Consider the following 14,767-nt stretch of genomic DNA (forward strand, 5'->3'; position numbering starts at 1 on the left):
GTTGCCTCGACACCCTGTCACTCAGGGTTGTCCGCGAGCGATCTCGCCGCCCGGGCGCAGTGAGCGAGGGCAGCCCGGGCATATGCGGGCGAAGCGCCCGCGAGCCCGCACGTCGGGGTGACGACCACGGACTCGGCGAGAGTCCCCGGATTCAGCCCCAGCCTGCGCCACAGCGTCCTGACACCCATGACGCTACCGCCCGGGTCGGACAATGCCGTGTCGGTGGAGGGCACCACGCCCGCGAACAGCCGGGTGCCGGACTCCACGGCCTCACCGATCTGCTCCTCGTCACGTTCGGTGAGGAGGCCGAAGTCGAACGAGACACCGGCGGCTCCGGTCCGGCGCAGCAGCGCGAAGGGTACGTCGGGGGCGCAGGAGTGGATGATCACCGGGCCGTCGTGGACGGCCATCACCTCGCGCAGGGCGCTCTCCACGACCTGCCGGTCGACGGCTCGGTGGGTGCGGTAGCCGCTGGCGGTACGGACGTGTCCGCGCAGGACGGCCGTCAGCGACGGCTCGTCGAGCTGGAGGACGAGCCGGGCGCCGGGCACGCGCCGGCGCAGCTCGGCGAGGTGGGCGCGGAGCCCCTCGGCGAGGGAGCCGGTCAGATCCCGGCAGGCCCCGAGATCGCCGAGGGCGGCCTCGCCGCCGCGCAGTTCCAGGGCGGCGGCGAGCGTCCACGGCCCCACCGCCTGGACCTTGAGGGGCCCCTCGTAGCCCTGGGTGTGCTCCTCCAGGGCGTCGAGGTCCTCACCGAGCCAGGACCGGGCGCGCCGGGTGTCCCGCCCCGGCCGGTCGCTGACGCGCCAGCCGCTGGGCTCCACGTGCGCGTACATCTCGACGAGCAGGCCGAGGGTCCGCCCGATCATGTCGGCGCCGGGTCCTCGGGCCGGCAGCTCCGCGAGGAAGGGGAAGTCCTCGAAGGACCCGGCGACGGTCTTGGCGGCTTCCCGCGCGTCGCCGCCGGGCATGGATCCGACGCCGGTCGCGGGGCCCCAGGTGAAGGACGTCTTCTCGGTGTTCTCGCTCACACCGGGAAGCGTACGCCGAGCCGGTGCGGGTCTACCGTCCCGGCCTGACGGTGAGGTCGTTGATCTCCGCGTCGCGGGGCAGGTCGATCGCCGTCAGGATGGCCGTGGCGACCGACTCGGGGTCGATCCACCGCGAGGCGTCGTACTCCTTGCCCTCCTGGGCGTGCACCTTCGCCTGCATCGGGCTCGCGGTCCGCCCGGGGTAGACCGAGGTGACCCGCACCCCGTGGGCGTGCTCCTCCTGGCGCAGGGAGTCGGCGAGCGCCTTCAGGCCGTGCTTGGACGCGGCGTAGGCGGCCCACTCGGCGTGGGCGCTGAGCCCGGCGCCGGAGTTGACGAACACCACGTGCCCCTTGGAGAGCCGCAGTTGCGGCAGGAAGTGCCGGGTCAGCTCGGCGGGGGAGACCAGGTTGACGTTCAGCTGGTGGTGCCAGGTCTTGGGGGTCAGCTCGCCGACCGGGCCGAGGTCGACGACGCCCGCGATGTGCAGCAGGGTGTCCACCCGCTCGGGCAGGCTCTGGTGCGAGAACGCCCAGGACAGCCGGTCAGGATCGGCGAGATCCCCGACGAGCGCCCGCGCCCCGGGAAACTCCCCCACCAGCTCCTTGGCCCGCCCCGCGTCGCGCGCGTGCAGCACGAGCTCGTCCCCGCGCGCGTGCAGCCGCCGCGCGACGGCCGCGCCGATGCCGGAGCCCGCTCCGGTGATCACATGAGTAGCCATGGGAGCCATCGTCGCACTCCGCCGGGCGGGCGAGGGGTCACTCGGCGGGGGCGGGGGTGGTGGCGGACCAGAAGTCGGAGCGGACGTTGGGGGTGGGGATCTGGCCGAGGGGGTAGGCGGGGCCGTTGGGCTTGGCGGTCGGCTCGGCGACGTCGGAGTGCTCGACGCACGGGGTGTTGATCTCGAAGACCACCTGGCCCTTGAACCCGACGTTGAGGGCGAGCTGGAAACCGTCACGGGTCCTGGCGAAGATGGACGGCATCTCCCTGTCCTGGTTCACCCCTGTGATCTCGTAGCCGCTCTTCTTCCAGAACCGCTCGACCACGCCGAGGAAGTTGCCGCGCCGCTGTTCGGAGATGACCGTCATCACCTTCCGGCGGCGTGTCACGGTGCAGGTCCCGGACGTCCAGGTGTGATGCGTCCACTGGATCTCGGGCACAACCGCTTCGATGGTCGCGTCCAGCATCCCGTCCGCGCGCTCGGCCGCTGTCTGCATGTTCATGTCGTTCCTCGCTCCTGCCTCGCCCAGCATCCCGCACCCCGCGAGAAGAACGCCGACCAGGCCGCTCGACAGGGCGACTCGCGTCGCCCGTCCCAGTCGATTCATCGGTGCTCCTCTGTGCTGATCTTCTCGGGGGTGCCGGCGACGATCTTGGCGATGTTACGCGCGGACTCCGGGTCCAGGTCCGGGGTGAAGTACTGGGAGTGGGCGTCGAAGAGGCCTCGTTCCAGGACCATGCGCGGACCGTCATCGACCTTGAAGCGCCGGGCGCCGAAGGCCTCGCTGGCCGGGTCCTTGCCGAAGTACACATCGTCGTCCCCCCAGTCGAGGAGGTCACGGGCGACCCGCACGCCCATCGGACCTCCCATCCGCATGCCGGCAGCCGCCTCGTCCTTCGTCGGCAGATGCGTGACCGGGTCATTGTCCGCCGCGCCGACGAAGACGTGGTCCTTGCCGACCCCGAGATCCTGCGCCCTGTCCACCCCGACGCCGGGGCTGCCGAGCAGGATGATGTCGTCCGCCCCCGGAATCCCGCCCGACCGCGTGGCCGCCGTACCCACGGTGAGCGAGCCGTAGGAGTGCCCGATGGCCGTCACATGGGGGTCCTTGTTCTCGTTGGTCGCCGACAACCCGGCCATGAACTGGTTGTACGCCGGGGCTCCTCGTTCAGCGTCCCCCTTGCTCATGACATCCACATGCTGCGGGGCGTCGTACCCCAGCCAGATGATGGCCGCGCTCGATGGATCCACATCCCGCGCGCCGATGGCCGTGTCCTGGGCGCGCTTCATCGTGCCCTCGACGAACTCTCCGTTGAGCTTGGTGCCCAGCCCGGGAACGTACGCCGACACGTTCCGCGACGTGTCCGGGTTGCCGTACGCCACGATCGCGCGGCCGTTGCCCTCGTCGCCGATGCCGAGCAGGAACATCGGCGGATCGCTCGTCTTGTTCAGCTTGTCCTGGATGGAGCGGAGTGCGTCGAGCTTGGTCTCCGAACCGCCGTCGTCGTTGCGCGCCAGGTCGTCGATGAGCACCGGCAGGTAGTTCCGGTTCGCCTCGTCTCGCGCGACGGCCGGGATGCCGTCCAGGCCGCCGATCATGTCCGGCGCCACGTCGAGATACTCCTGTCGCTGTTCACCGGTCAGGGAGTCCCACCACGCCTTGCGTTCGGCGGGGGTCCCGTCGGACGGCACATCGTCGCGGAGGTACATGTCTGCGGTGGAGCGCACATCGGCGGTGTCCCGGAGCACGTCCTTCAACGTCGCCTCGGTGACATCGAGGCCCGTCGCCGCCCGCAGGCCGTCCAGAGTCTTCGCGTACCGGGCGTCGATCTCCGCAGCGGCCCGCACGGCCCTCGCCACCCGGTCGGCGATGGCCTGAGCCTTCTCCGCGTTGGGGTTGAGGGGGTTGAACGGGCCCGATGCGTCCTCGCCGAAGCCCGGGGACTCCAACGGGAGACGTGCGCTGCCCCTGGCGGCGCCTCCAGGCGCGTCCTTCTCACCGATCAGCGTCTGTGCGGTGGCCGCCGGATAGCTGACGGAGCCGTCGTCGTGGACGGTGAACCTCAGTGTCTCGGCCTCATCGAGCGCCTGCTTCAACTGGCGCTGCGGCTCGGCCAGATCCGCGGCGAGGCCATTGAGCGCCGTACGGATCAGACCGCACTCGCTGTGCAGGTACCGGAAGTTTCGGCTCAGCCGCTGGAGTCGGCCGAGCGCGGCCTCGGCCGAGTCGCTCTCCTGGGTCTCGCGGAGCTTCGCGGACATGGTCCGGTCCACACGGACCCGGTCGGAGTCCGCACGGTTGGAGACCTCGTGCCACTTGTCGCCCGCGTCCTCGAACTCGGACGTCTTGAGGTCGCGGAGCTGCTGCCAGGTGAGGGCGGTTCCGGTCACTTCGCGGCCGCCTTGTCGGCGGGCCTGTCGACGCCCTTGAAGGACTTCTCGATCGCGGTCTCGGTCTCGCCCATCTCCTTGGCGACCTTGAGCAGCGCCCCTTCGAGCTGGTCGCACTCGTCCCGTACAGCCGCGAGGCGGTCCTCCCAGGACTTCAGCGCGCCCGTCAGGGACGCCACCGAAGCGAAGCCCGTCGCGCCGGCGGAGACGCCCTCATGTCCGGAGCGCAGGGCGGCCCGGCTCTTCTCCGTACTCGTCCGCAGCTCAGCGGATGTGCCCGACGCGCTGGTCCAAGGGCCCCCGCTGTGCTTGAGGTTCCCCGGTCCGGAACGCGTCGCCGAGGCGAGGGTCATCCGGGTCTGGGCCCCGCCCTCGCTCGGCCCGAACAGTTCCTGCCAGCGCTCCGAATAAGGCATGAGCCCCTCCCCCGATACATCCGCCCGCTCACCGCGCGCCTGCCCCTGTGACGTTAGCCCGGCTCGGGTGCACGTATGCGGTCGTGAAGCAGATCGGCACGAGCAAAGGGGCTTGCTCCATAACCGATCACTCGGAGCAGCGCAAGAGCAGGTCGGCTCAGCCGCCGAGCCGGGCGTCTCGTTCGCGAACTCAGTGGATGCCCGCCGACTCCTCCAGGTACGCGAGGGCCGCCACGCCGTCCTCCGCGAAGAAGACGAGATCGGTCAGGGGCAGCGGCAGGAAGCCCTCGGACTCCATGCGGCGGAACTGGGTCTTCAGGCCGTCGTAGAAGCCCGCCGTGTTCAGCAGGACCACCGGCTTCGTGTGCAGGGCGTGCTTCTTCAGCTCCAGGATCTCGGTCGCCTCGTCGAGCGTGCCCGTGCCGCCGACCATGATGACGATCGCGTCGGACTTGGCGAGCAGCAGCGCCTTGCGTTCGGCGAGGTCCTTGGCGACGACCATCTCGTCGGTGCCGGGGCGGGCCTTGGCGGCGAGGAAGTCGACGGAGACGCCGACGAGCCGGCCGCCCGCCTCCTGGACGCCGTCGGCGACGACCTTCATCAGGCCGACGTCGGAGCCGCCCCAGACGAGGGTGTGGCCGGCCTTGCCGAGCAGGGTGGCGAACTCGCGGGCAGGGGCGGTGTAGCGCTCGTCCAGGTCGGCGGCGGAGAGGAAGACGCAGATGTTCATGGGCACCACCGTAGGGCCTGGCCTCGGGGTTCAGGATTTTCCGGGAAAGCACGTCGGGCACCGATGAGTTCCGGGAACGGCCCCGGTCGTAACCGGTATGGACGAGGCGAGCAGCACACTGAACAGGGCCCGGGGGCGGGTCACCTCCGGGGACGGGACGCGTATCGCGTACGAGCGGTACGGCGAGGGCCCGCCGCTGATCGTGGTGAGCGGCGCCCTGTGCACCGCCGAGGGGGAGCGGCCGCTGGCCGGACTCCTCGCGCGGCACTTCTCGGTCGTGACGTACGACCGGCGGGGCCGCGGCCGGAGCGGTGACACCGGCACGTACGCCGTCGAGCGCGAGATCGACGATCTGGCCGCGCTGATCGAGGAGGTGGGCGGTGGCGGTGACACGTACGTCCACGGCATGGCGTCGGGCGGGGCGCTCGCGCTGGCCGCGGCGGCCGCCGGGCTGCCGGTCGAGCGGCTGTCCGTGTACGAGCCGCCCTACGCCGCCGACTCCGGGGCGCGCGAGACCCACGCGGCCCACGGGCGTCGGCTGACCGGGCTCCTGGACCGGGGGCGGCGGACGGCGGCGCTCGAACTGTTCCTGGCCGACGCGATGGCGCCGGAGGCGCTGGCCGGTATGCGGCGTTCGGCGATGTGGCCGGGGCTCGAGGCCGTGGCGCACACCCTCGCGTACGACCACGCGGTGCTGGGCGACGGTGTGGTGCCGTACGAGCGGCTCGGCAGGGTGCACGCGCGCGTGCTCGTGGTCGGCGGCGGCGCGAGCCCCGCCCGGACGCGGCGCGCGGCCCTGGCCGTCTCGACCGCGCTCCCCCGGGGCCGGCACCGCACCCTGACGGGCCAGACCCAGGTGGTGGCGCCCCATGTGCTCGCGCCGGTTCTCCAGGAGTTCTTCACGGAGGAGTGAGGGCGGCGGCGGAGCCTTCCCGGCGCGGCCGCCACCGGGTCATGAGCCGCCCGGACCGCCGCACTCGGAACGCCGCCGCGTCGCCCGGGCCGCCGCGCCCCAGAACGCCGCCGCGGCCCGGCCGTCCCCCGCCCCGGCCCTCAGACCGCCGCCGTCTCCGACGTGCGCCGTTCCGTCGTCGCGATCGTCGCCGAGCCCACCACGCGCGTGCCGTCGTAGAGCACGATCGCCTGCCCCGGGGCTACGCCCCGGACGGGCTCGTCGAAGCTCACGCGCAGCTCGCCGTCCTCCAGCGAGGCCGTCACGGCGGTCTCGCCGCCGTGGGCCCGCAGCTGGGCGGTGTAGCGGCCGGTGCCCTCGGGGGCCGTGCCGCACCAGCGGGGCTTGATCGCGGTCAGGGCGGTCACGTCGAGCGCCTCGGCCGGGCCGACCGTGACCGTGTTGTTCACCGGCGAGATGTCCAGGACGTAGCGCGGCTTTCCGTCCGGCGCCGGGTGTCCGATCCGCAGGCCCTTGCGCTGGCCGATGGTGAAGCCGTACGCGCCCTCGTGCGTGCCGAGCTTCCGCCCCGCCTCGTCGACGATGTCGCCCTCGGAGGTGCCGAGCCGGGAGGCCAGGAAGCCCTGGGTGTCGCCGTCGGCGATGAAGCAGATGTCGTGGCTGTCGGGCTTCTTCGCCACCGCGAGCCCGCGCCGCTCGGCCTCCGCCCGGATCTCGTCCTTGGTGGTGAGGGTGTCGCCCAGCGGGAACATGGCGTGGGCGAGCTGCTTCTCGTCGAGGACCCCGAGGACGTACGACTGGTCCTTGGCCATGTCGGAGGCCCGGTGCAGCTCGCGGGAGCCGTCCTCCCTGAGGACGACCGTGGCGTAGTGGCCGGTGCAGACCGCGTCGAAGCCGAGCGCGAGCGCCTTGTCGAGCAGCGCGGCGAACTTGATCTTCTCGTTGCAGCGCAGACAGGGGTTGGGCGTGCGGCCCGCTTCGTACTCCGCGACGAAGTCGTCGACGACGTCCTCGCGGAACCGCTCGGCCAGATCCCAGACGTAGAAGGGGATGCCGATGACGTCGGCGGCGCGGCGTGCGTCGCGCGAGTCCTCGATGGTGCAGCAGCCGCGCGCGCCGGTACGGAAGGACTGCGGGTTCGCGGAGAGCGCGAGGTGCACCCCCGTGACGTCGTGGCCGGCTTCGGCGGCGCGGGCGGCGGCGACGGCGGAGTCCACGCCGCCGGACATGGCGGCCAGTACCCGCAGGGGGCGGGGGTGGGGGTGCTGGGGAGTCTGAGTCATAGCCCTACCAGGGTACGGGGCCCGGGAACCATGGTCGCCTGTGTGAGCGTTCACGCTCACATGGGGAGTGAGAAGAAGCGGGGGGTGGGGCGGCGCGCCGTCCTGCTCGGCGGTGGCGCGGCGGTCCTGGGTACGGCGGTGCTGGCCCAGGAGGAGCTGAGACGTGCCTGGTGGCGGCTGCCGGGGACGGATAAGGAGCGGATCGAGGGCGAGCTGGACCACAAGAGCGCCGACTGGTCCGCCGCGTCCCGGGCGAACTGGCGGCGGGCCGACCGGCCGGACGACTTCACCATCGACCGGGTGGTGATCCACGTCGTCCAGGGGAGCTACGCCACGGCCCTGAAGGTCTTCAAGAACCCGGGGCACGGGGCGGCCACGCACTACGTCGTCCGCAAGGACGGCCATGTCGCGCAGATGATCCGCGAGCTCGACGTGGCCTTCCACGCCGGGAACCGCGACATGAACGAGCGGAGCGTCGGCATCGAGCACGAGGGCTTCGTCGACCGGCCGCAGGACTTCACGAAGGCCATGTACGAAGGGTCGGCGCGGCTGACCGCCGGGATATGCGCCCGGTACGCGATACCGGTGGACCGCGAGCACATCATCGGGCACGTGGAGGTCGAGGGCACCGACCACACGGATCCCGGCCCGCACTGGGACTGGCCGCGCTACATGAAGCTCGTACGGGAGGCGTCCGCGAGGCTGCCGCGTACCGAGGTCACGTGAGGCGAGGTCACGTGAGGCGAGGTCACGTGAGGCCGGCCGTCCGTGCCCGTTCGACGGCCGGGCCGATCGCCCCGGCCACCGCCGCCACGTCCTCCCGGGTGGAGGTGTGGCCGAGGGAGAAGCGCAGGGTGCCCCGGGCGAGGTCCGGGTCGGTGCCGGTGGCGAGCAGGACATGGCTCGGCTGGGCGACGCCGGCGGTGCAGGCGGAGCCGGTGGAGCACTCGATGCCCTGGGCGTCCAGGAGCAGCAGCAGGGAGTCGCCCTCGCAGCCGGGGAAGGTGAAGTGCGCGTTGGCGGGGAGCCGCTCGACCGGGTCCCCGCCGAGGATCGCGTCCGGGACGGCGGTGAGGACGGCGGCGACCAGGTCGTCGCGCAGGGCGCCGATCTCGCGGGCGAACTCCTCGCGCCGTTCGGCGGCGAGCCGTCCGGCGACGGCGAAGGCCGCGACGGCGGGTACGTCGAGGGTGCCGGAGCGGACATGCCGCTCCTGCCCGCCCCCGTGCAGGACGGGTACGGGGCTGTACTCGCGGCCCAGGAGCAGCGCGCCGATGCCGTAGGGGCCGCCGATCTTGTGGCCGGACACGGTCATGGCGGCGAGGCCGGAGGCGGCGAAGCCGACCGGGATCTGCCCGAACGCCTGGACGGCGTCGGCGTGCAGGGGAACGTCGAACTCGTTGGCCACGTCCGCGAGTTCACGGACCGGCATGACCGTGCCGATCTCGTTGTTCGCCCACATGACGGTGGCGAGCGCCACGGTCTCGGGCTCGCGGGCGATCGCCTCGCGCAGCGCGGCGGGGTGGACGCGGCCGTACCGGTCGACGGGGAGGTACTCGACGGTGGCGCCCTCGTGGGTGGCGAGCCAGTCGACGGCGTCCAGGACGGCGTGATGTTCGACGGGGCTGGCCAGAACGCGGGTGCGGAGGGGGTCGGCGGCCCGCCGGGCCCAGTACAGGCCCTTGACGGCGAGGTTGTCGGCCTCGGTGCCGCCGGAGGTGAAGACGACCTCGCTGGGCCGGGCGCCCAGGGCGGCCGCGAGCGTCTCGCGCGCTTCCTCGACGGTCCGCCGGGCGCGCCGTCCGGCCGCGTGCAGGGAGGAGGCGTTGCCGGTCGCGGCGAGCTGGGCGGTCATCGCCTCGATCGCCTCGGGCAGCATGGGCGTGGTCGCGGCGTGGTCGAGGTAAGCCATGGTTTCTTGATTCTACGAGGCCGTTCCCCCGCCTCGGGCCCGTGGCCGGATCGCGCGCCCTCGCCTCGTCGGCCGTCTGCCCCCCGGCGTCCGTTCGCCGGCCCGGCCGGGTGGCGACAGCGGGTCGGATGTCACCGGCTCCCGCTGCCGACCGGTCACCGAGGGGGCGGTCGAGGAGTCGGCCGAGGAGTCAGCCGCGCGGGGCGCGGGCCAGTTGGCGGGACTGGGCGACGAGGCGGTCCGCGCTGTCCCAGACCTCGGCGTCCTCCTCCAGGAAGCCGCCGGCGAGGTTGCGGGTGGTGATGGAGACGCGCAGCGGGCCGGGGGCCGGGCGGCAGCGGACGTGGGCGGTGAGCTCGACGGTCGGGGTCCAGCCCTTGAGGCCGAGCTCGAAGGAGGTCGGCGGCAGGGCGTCGACGGTGAGGAGCAGCGAGAGCGGGTCCGGCTCGCGGCCGTCGGCGAGGCCGAACCAGCCGCGCATCTCGCCCTTGCCGGAGGGCGCGCCGACGGCCCAGCCGACCGTGGCCGGGTCGAGCCTGATGTCGAGCCGCTCGGTGATGGCGGAGGAGCCGGGGATCTGGGGCGTGGGGCCGTCCGAGGCGCCGAAGCAGTTCTCGATGGGCGCGATGGCCGGGGGGTGCGCGGAGGTGCGCACGTCGTCGGGGAGCGCGTCGAGGTCTCCGTACGAGGCGAGGACGCGGATGCGCTCCACCTCGGTGCCGTCCTCGGCGTACTGGAGGAGGGACGCCTGGCCGGTGGAGAGGGTGCGTCCGGTGCGGACCGTCTCGGTGCGGATCACCGCGGGGCCGGGCACGGACGGCGTGAGGTAGTGCGCCGAGATCGTGAACGGGTCCGGGTGCGGGAGGTGGTCGCCGAGGGCGCGGCCGAGGAGGGCGAGGAGATAGCCGCCGTTGACGGCGTGGATGATCGTCCAGCCGGCGGAGAGATCTGCGTCGTAGACGCCCGGGGCGCGGAGGGTGACGGCGGTGTCGCGGTCGAACTCACTCGTCGCCGGGCTCGGCGACGCGGCGGTCGCCGGGCTCTTCGCCGTGGCCGTCGACGCGGCCGTCTCGGTGCTCATGCTCATGCGCCCGACGGTACAGCAGGTAACTACTGAGCGGTAGCTTTTTCGGGCTCCTCGCGAGCGGAGGAGCGCCGGTTCCAGGCCCGTGGGGCGCGCCAGTGGTAGCGCATGGCGAGCAGGCGCAGCGCGAAGGCCGTGAGGACGGCCGCGCCGCTGGTGAAGGCGTTGAGCGTGTCGAAACGGATGCAGAGGACGACCATCGTGGCGCCGACCATGGCGGGCACGGCATAGAGGTCGCGGTCCCAGCGGAGCAGGGAGGGCACCTCGTTGGCGAGGACGTCGCGCAGGACACCGCCCCCGACGGCGGTGGCGAGGCCCAGGGCGGCGGAGGAGGTCAGGCCGAGCCCGTATTCGTACGCCTTGGTGGTTCCGGTGACGCAGAAGAGGCCGAGGCCGGCGGCGTCGAAGACGTTCACGGCGGTCTGGGTGCGCTCCACCTGGGGGTGGAGGAAGAAGACCAGCACGGTGGCGACGAGCGGCATGAGGAAGTAGCCGAGATCGGTGAAGGCGGCGGGGGGTACGGCGCCGATGATCAGGTCGCGCAGGAGGCCGCCGCCGAGCGCGGTCACCTCGGCGAGGACGGCTATGCCGAAGACGTCGAAGTTCTTGCGGACGGCGAGCAGGGCGCCGGAGATGGCGAAGACGAAGATGCCGACCAGGTCGAGCGCGTGCTGGACGGTGGGGGTGAACAGATCGTGGACCACGGCGCCCATTGTGACGGGTGGGGCGCGCCGGCCCTTCCCAGGCGGGGCTGAGCGGGGCCCTGCCGGGGGTGGGCGCCGTGTCGGTCGGGTGCGGGGCCCTGCCGGGGGTGGGCGCCCGGTGGGTCGGGGGCGGGGCCCTGGCGGGGTGGGGCACGGAAGGGGCGGGGTGGGGATCTCCCCCGCCCCGCCCCTTCCCGAAACCCTGACGGGACGAGCCGGGGGCTACGCCCCCTGCGCCCCCTCCGGCGGCTTCGCGCCGTCACACCTTGGACGTGCCGGTCTCGCCCGTCTCCTCCGGGGAGCCCGCGCCGGACGCGTCGGCCGAAAGCCCCGCCTTCGGCAGCGTCACCTCCACCGACTCCCGCGCCACCGGAACGGTCAGGCCCTCGGCGTTCTCCGGGTGGTGGCAGGCCACGCGCTGTCCCGGGCGGAGTTCCAGCAGCGGCGGCTCGTCGGTCTTGCAGACCGCCGTCGCCTTCCAGCAGCGGGTGTGGAAGCGGCAGCCCGGCGGCGGGGCGATCGGCGACGGGACGTCACCGGTCAGCAGGATCCGCTCGCTCTTCACGCCCCGGCGGCGCGGGTCCGGCACCGGGACCGCGGACATCAGGGCCTTGGTGTACGGGTGCATCGGCGACTCGTACAGGGACTTGCGGTCCGCGAGCTCCACGATCTTGCCGAGGTACATCACCGCGATCCGGTCCGAGACGTGCCGGATGACCGACAGGTCGTGGGCGATGATCACGTAGGTGAGACCCAGCTCCTCCTGGAGGTCGTCCAGGAGGTTGACCACCTGCGCCTGGATGGAGACGTCCAGGGCGGAGACGGGCTCGTCGGCCACGACCAGCTTCGGCTTCAGGGCCAGCGCCCGGGCGATGCCGATGCGCTGACGCTGGCCGCCGGAGAACTCGTGCGGGTAGCGGTTGTAGTGCTCGGGGTTGAGGCCGACCAGGCCGAGCAGGCGCTGGACCTCGTTCCGCACCCCGCCCTCGGGCTCAACACCCTGGAGCCTGAACGGCGCCGAGACGATCGAACCGACCGTGTGCCTCGGGTTCAGCGAGCCGTACGGGTCCTGGAAGATCATCTGGATGTCGCGGCGCAGCGGACGCATCTTGGCCACACCCAGGTGGGAGACGTCCACGCCCTCGAACTCGATCGTCCCGCCCGTCGGTTCGAGGAGCCGGGTGATGAGCCGGCCCATCGTCGACTTGCCGCAGCCGGACTCGCCCACGACGCCGAGGGTCTCGCCCGGCAGCACCTCGAAGTCGATGCCGTCGACCGCCTTGACCGCCCCGACCTGGCGCTGCAGCATCCCCTTCTTGATCGGGAAGTGCTTCACCAGGCCGCTGACCTTGAGCAGGGGCTCGGGGGTCGTCCCCGTCGTGTTGTTCTCGCTCACAGCTTCGGCGCAATCTCTTCGGTCCAGATCCGGGTCCGCTCTTCCTGCGACATGTGGCAGGCGGAGTGGTGACGGCCGGAGCCCTCGTCACTCGTCGCGAGCCGCAGCTCCGGGCGCTCGGTGCGCGTGATGCCGCCCTTGGGCACGTCCGCGTACGGGCAGCGCGGGTTGAAGGCGCAGCCGCTCGGGATGTTGATGAGGCTGGGCGGGTTGCCCTTGACCGGGATGAGCCGGTCGGTCTGCTCCCGGTCGATCCGCGGCATCGAGCCGAGCAGGCCCCAGGTGTAGGGGTGCTGCGGCTCGTAGAAGACCGCCTCGGCCGGTCCGCGCTCCACGCACCGGCCGCCGTACATCACCAGGATGTCGTCGGCGACCTCGGCGACGACGCCGAGATCGTGCGTGATCATGATGACCGCGGAGCCGAACTCCTTCTGGAGGTCGCGGATCAGGTCGAGGATCTGCGCCTGGACGGTGACGTCGAGCGCGGTGGTCGGCTCGTCGGCGATGAGCAGTTCGGGGTTGTTGACCAGCGCCATCGCGATCATGGCGCGCTGGCGCATACCGCCGGAGAACTCGTGCGGGTAGCTGTCGACCCGCTTGGCCGGCTCGGGGATGCCCACCCGGTCGAGGAGTTCGACGGCCCGCCTGCGGGCGGTCTTCTTGTCGACGTCGTTGTGGACGCGGTAGGCCTCCACGATCTGGGCGCCGACCGTGTAGTACGGGTGCATCGCGGACAGCGGGTCCTGGAAGATCATCGCCATGTCGCGGCCGCGCAGCTTGCGGACGGTCTCGGCGTCCGCGGACAGCAACTCCTGGCCGTTGAGCCAGATCTCGCCGGAGATCCGCGCCTTCTGCCGGCCGTACTGGCCGACGGTGTGCAGGCCCATGATGCCGAGCGAGGTCACCGACTTGCCGGAGCCGGACTCGCCCACGATGCCGAGGGTCTTGCCCTTCTCCAGCTGGAAGGTGAGGCCGTCGACCGACTTGACCACGCCGTCGTCGGTCGGGAAGTGGATCTTCAGGTCGCGTACGTCGAGGAAGGCGTCGGACGGCGCGGACCCCCCGGACGCGACCGGCTCCCCCACAGCGGCTCCGGTCTTCAGAAGCTTGTCCGTCATGCGAGCCTCACTCGGGGGTCGATCACCGCGTACAGAAGGTCCACCACGAGGTTGGCGAGGACGACACAGGCGGCGGTGATGAGCGTGACCGCCATGATCAGCGGCAGGTCGCGCTCGCTCACTCCCTTGATGGCCATCCAGCCGAGGCCTTGCAGGTTGAACGCGGTCTCGGTCAGGATCGCGCCGCCGACGAGGGCGCCGAGGTCCATGCCGAAGATGGTCAGGATGGGGGTCATGGTGGAACGCATGGCGTGCTTGCCGAGCACGACCGGCTCCGGCAGACCCTTGGCCCGTGCCGTACGGATGTAGTCCTCGCCGAGCACTTCGAGCATCGTGGCCCGGGTGAGCCGCGCGTACATCGCCGCGTAGAGGAAGGCGAGCGTGATCCAGGGCAGCAGCAGGCCGCCGAACCAGCCGCCGAAGGACTCGCCGATCGGCACGTACGAGGCGTTGAGCCAGCCCAGTTGGGTGCGGAAGATCAGCATCGCCAGCATGGCGGTGAAGAAGATGGGGAGCGAGACGCCGGCGAGCGCGGTGATCATGGCGACGCGGTCGACGATTGTGCCCCGCTTGAGGGCGGAGACCACACCGGTCGACACGCCCATGAGCAGCCACAGGATCGCGGCGCCGATGACCATGGACAGGGTGACGGGGAAGGCGTCCACCAGCATCGTCGAGACGTCCTGCTCGGTGCGGAACGAGTAGCCGAAGCAGGGTGCCGCGCAGTGGATCGTGCTGCCGCCGCCGGTGTAGTCGCGGCCGACGAAGATTCCGGAGACGAAGTGCCAGAACTGGACGAGGATCGGCTCGTCCAGACCCAGCTTCTGCCGGATGCCTTCGATCGAGGCAGGGTCCGCCTGCTTGCCGACGAACATCGCGGCAGGGTCGCTGCCGGTCATCTTGGGGATCAGGAAGAAGATGCTGAGCGTCACCAGGGTGACGACCATCAGCATCACTACGACGGCGAACAGCCGTCGGACGATATATGCAAGCATGCGGTCGGCCGACCGGTGGCCGGGGATCCCGATCGGGGTCCCCGGCCACCGTGAGCGGCCATCACCTGCCCTT

15 protein-coding genes are annotated in these 14,767 nt (G+C 71.7%); 2 read left to right on the forward strand and 13 right to left on the reverse strand.

The genetic code is table 11. The features are described from left to right. Positions 1-17: 17 nt before the first annotated feature. From ACWDX6_RS19130 to ACWDX6_RS19155, 6 genes are all read right to left on the reverse strand, one after another. Positions 18-1,031 carry a methionine synthase gene (locus tag ACWDX6_RS19130; RefSeq protein ID WP_451486070.1) on the reverse strand — a complete coding sequence of 338 codons (1,014 nt, stop codon included), beginning with the start codon at positions 1,029-1,031 and terminating at the stop codon, positions 18-20. 31 nt (positions 1,032-1,062) lie between these two features. Next, complete coding sequence (locus ACWDX6_RS19135; RefSeq protein WP_451486071.1) at positions 1,063-1,761, reverse strand: SDR family oxidoreductase; 699 nt, start codon at positions 1,759-1,761, stop codon at positions 1,063-1,065. A gap of 28 nt (positions 1,762-1,789) precedes the next feature. Continuing rightward, positions 1,790-2,359: a hypothetical protein gene (locus tag ACWDX6_RS19140; RefSeq protein ID WP_451486072.1), complete on the reverse strand. Its 570-nt coding sequence runs from the start codon at positions 2,357-2,359 to the stop codon at positions 1,790-1,792. Beyond that, on the reverse strand, positions 2,356-4,143 hold the full coding sequence (locus ACWDX6_RS19145; protein WP_451486073.1) for an alpha/beta hydrolase: 1,788 nt from the start codon (positions 4,141-4,143) through the stop codon (positions 2,356-2,358). The genes ACWDX6_RS19140 and ACWDX6_RS19145 overlap by 4 nt, the downstream gene beginning before the upstream one ends. Further along, positions 4,140-4,559, reverse strand: coding sequence for a hypothetical protein (locus ACWDX6_RS19150; RefSeq protein WP_451486074.1), 420 nt, complete (start codon positions 4,557-4,559; stop codon positions 4,140-4,142). Before ACWDX6_RS19150 ends, ACWDX6_RS19145 begins: the two co-directional genes overlap by 4 nt. Positions 4,560-4,749: 190 nt before the next feature. Continuing rightward, positions 4,750-5,289 (reverse strand): LOG family protein, encoded by a 540-nt coding sequence (locus tag ACWDX6_RS19155; protein WP_451486075.1) that lies wholly within the window; start codon positions 5,287-5,289, stop codon positions 4,750-4,752. Between the two features lie 97 nt (positions 5,290-5,386). On the opposite strand from ACWDX6_RS19155, the gene ACWDX6_RS19160 reads away from it, so the two are divergent. Then, entirely contained in the window at positions 5,387-6,202 is an 816-nt protein-coding gene (locus ACWDX6_RS19160; protein ID WP_451486076.1) for an alpha/beta fold hydrolase, read from the forward strand. 140 nt (positions 6,203-6,342) lie between these two features. On the opposite strand, the gene mnmA is transcribed toward ACWDX6_RS19160, so the two are convergent. Then, positions 6,343-7,485 (reverse strand): tRNA 2-thiouridine(34) synthase MnmA, encoded by a 1,143-nt coding sequence (mnmA, locus tag ACWDX6_RS19165; protein WP_451486077.1) that lies wholly within the window; start codon positions 7,483-7,485, stop codon positions 6,343-6,345. Between the two features lie 60 nt (positions 7,486-7,545). Between mnmA and ACWDX6_RS19170 the strand changes: the two genes are divergently transcribed. Continuing rightward, complete coding sequence (locus tag ACWDX6_RS19170) at positions 7,546-8,211, forward strand: N-acetylmuramoyl-L-alanine amidase (RefSeq protein WP_451486132.1); 666 nt, start codon at positions 7,546-7,548, stop codon at positions 8,209-8,211. Between the two features lie 22 nt (positions 8,212-8,233). Here ACWDX6_RS19170 and ACWDX6_RS19175 read toward each other — a convergent pair whose 3' ends face one another. The 6 genes from ACWDX6_RS19175 to ACWDX6_RS19200 all read right to left on the reverse strand — a co-directional run bounded on the left by ACWDX6_RS19175 (position 8,234) and on the right by ACWDX6_RS19200 (position 14,694). Continuing rightward, a complete protein-coding gene (locus ACWDX6_RS19175) occupies positions 8,234-9,397 on the reverse strand; it encodes a cysteine desulfurase family protein (protein WP_451486078.1) in 1,164 nt (387 codons plus the stop codon). A gap of 190 nt (positions 9,398-9,587) precedes the next feature. Further along, positions 9,588-10,484: a thioesterase family protein gene (locus ACWDX6_RS19180; RefSeq protein ID WP_451486079.1), complete on the reverse strand. Its 897-nt coding sequence runs from the start codon at positions 10,482-10,484 to the stop codon at positions 9,588-9,590. A 23-nt stretch (positions 10,485-10,507) separates the two neighbouring features. Beyond that, on the reverse strand, positions 10,508-11,185 hold the full coding sequence (locus ACWDX6_RS19185; RefSeq protein WP_403294680.1) for a trimeric intracellular cation channel family protein: 678 nt from the start codon (positions 11,183-11,185) through the stop codon (positions 10,508-10,510). Between the two features lie 259 nt (positions 11,186-11,444). Next, the gene (locus tag ACWDX6_RS19190; protein ID WP_451486080.1) at positions 11,445-12,581 is read right to left on the reverse strand and encodes an ABC transporter ATP-binding protein; all 1,137 of its coding nucleotides are present in this window, start codon (positions 12,579-12,581) and stop codon (positions 11,445-11,447) included. Beyond that, complete coding sequence (locus ACWDX6_RS19195) at positions 12,578-13,699, reverse strand: ABC transporter ATP-binding protein (protein ID WP_451486081.1); 1,122 nt, start codon at positions 13,697-13,699, stop codon at positions 12,578-12,580. The genes ACWDX6_RS19190 and ACWDX6_RS19195 overlap by 4 nt, the downstream gene beginning before the upstream one ends. Next, on the reverse strand, positions 13,696-14,694 hold the full coding sequence (locus tag ACWDX6_RS19200) for an ABC transporter permease (protein WP_451486082.1): 999 nt from the start codon (positions 14,692-14,694) through the stop codon (positions 13,696-13,698). Before ACWDX6_RS19200 ends, ACWDX6_RS19195 begins: the two co-directional genes overlap by 4 nt. Positions 14,695-14,767 lie beyond the last annotated feature (73 nt).

This window comes from Streptomyces sp. NPDC003027 (assembly GCF_053591435.1).

What these genes read in the sequence shown, in the direction of transcription:
- ACWDX6_RS19135 (WP_451486071.1), bottom strand. Translation starts at nt 1,761, where the DNA reads ATGGCTCCCATGGCTACTCATGTGATCACCGGAGCGGGCTCCGGCATC.
- ACWDX6_RS19140 (WP_451486072.1), bottom strand. Translation starts at nt 2,359, where the DNA reads ATGAATCGACTGGGACGGGCGACGCGAGTCGCCCTGTCGAGCGGCCTG.
- ACWDX6_RS19150 (WP_451486074.1), bottom strand. Translation starts at nt 4,559, where the DNA reads ATGCCTTATTCGGAGCGCTGGCAGGAACTGTTCGGGCCGAGCGAGGGC.
- ACWDX6_RS19155 (WP_451486075.1), bottom strand. Translation starts at nt 5,289, where the DNA reads ATGAACATCTGCGTCTTCCTCTCCGCCGCCGACCTGGACGAGCGCTAC.
- ACWDX6_RS19160 (WP_451486076.1), top strand. Translation starts at nt 5,387, where the DNA reads ATGGACGAGGCGAGCAGCACACTGAACAGGGCCCGGGGGCGGGTCACC.
- mnmA (WP_451486077.1), bottom strand. Translation starts at nt 7,485, where the DNA reads ATGACTCAGACTCCCCAGCACCCCCACCCCCGCCCCCTGCGGGTACTG.
- ACWDX6_RS19170 (WP_451486132.1), top strand. Translation starts at nt 7,546, where the DNA reads ATGGGGAGTGAGAAGAAGCGGGGGGTGGGGCGGCGCGCCGTCCTGCTC.
- ACWDX6_RS19175 (WP_451486078.1), bottom strand. Translation starts at nt 9,397, where the DNA reads ATGGCTTACCTCGACCACGCCGCGACCACGCCCATGCTGCCCGAGGCG.
- ACWDX6_RS19180 (WP_451486079.1), bottom strand. Translation starts at nt 10,484, where the DNA reads ATGAGCATGAGCACCGAGACGGCCGCGTCGACGGCCACGGCGAAGAGC.
- ACWDX6_RS19195 (WP_451486081.1), bottom strand. Translation starts at nt 13,699, where the DNA reads ATGACGGACAAGCTTCTGAAGACCGGAGCCGCTGTGGGGGAGCCGGTC.
- ACWDX6_RS19200 (WP_451486082.1), bottom strand. Translation starts at nt 14,694, where the DNA reads ATGCTTGCATATATCGTCCGACGGCTGTTCGCCGTCGTAGTGATGCTG.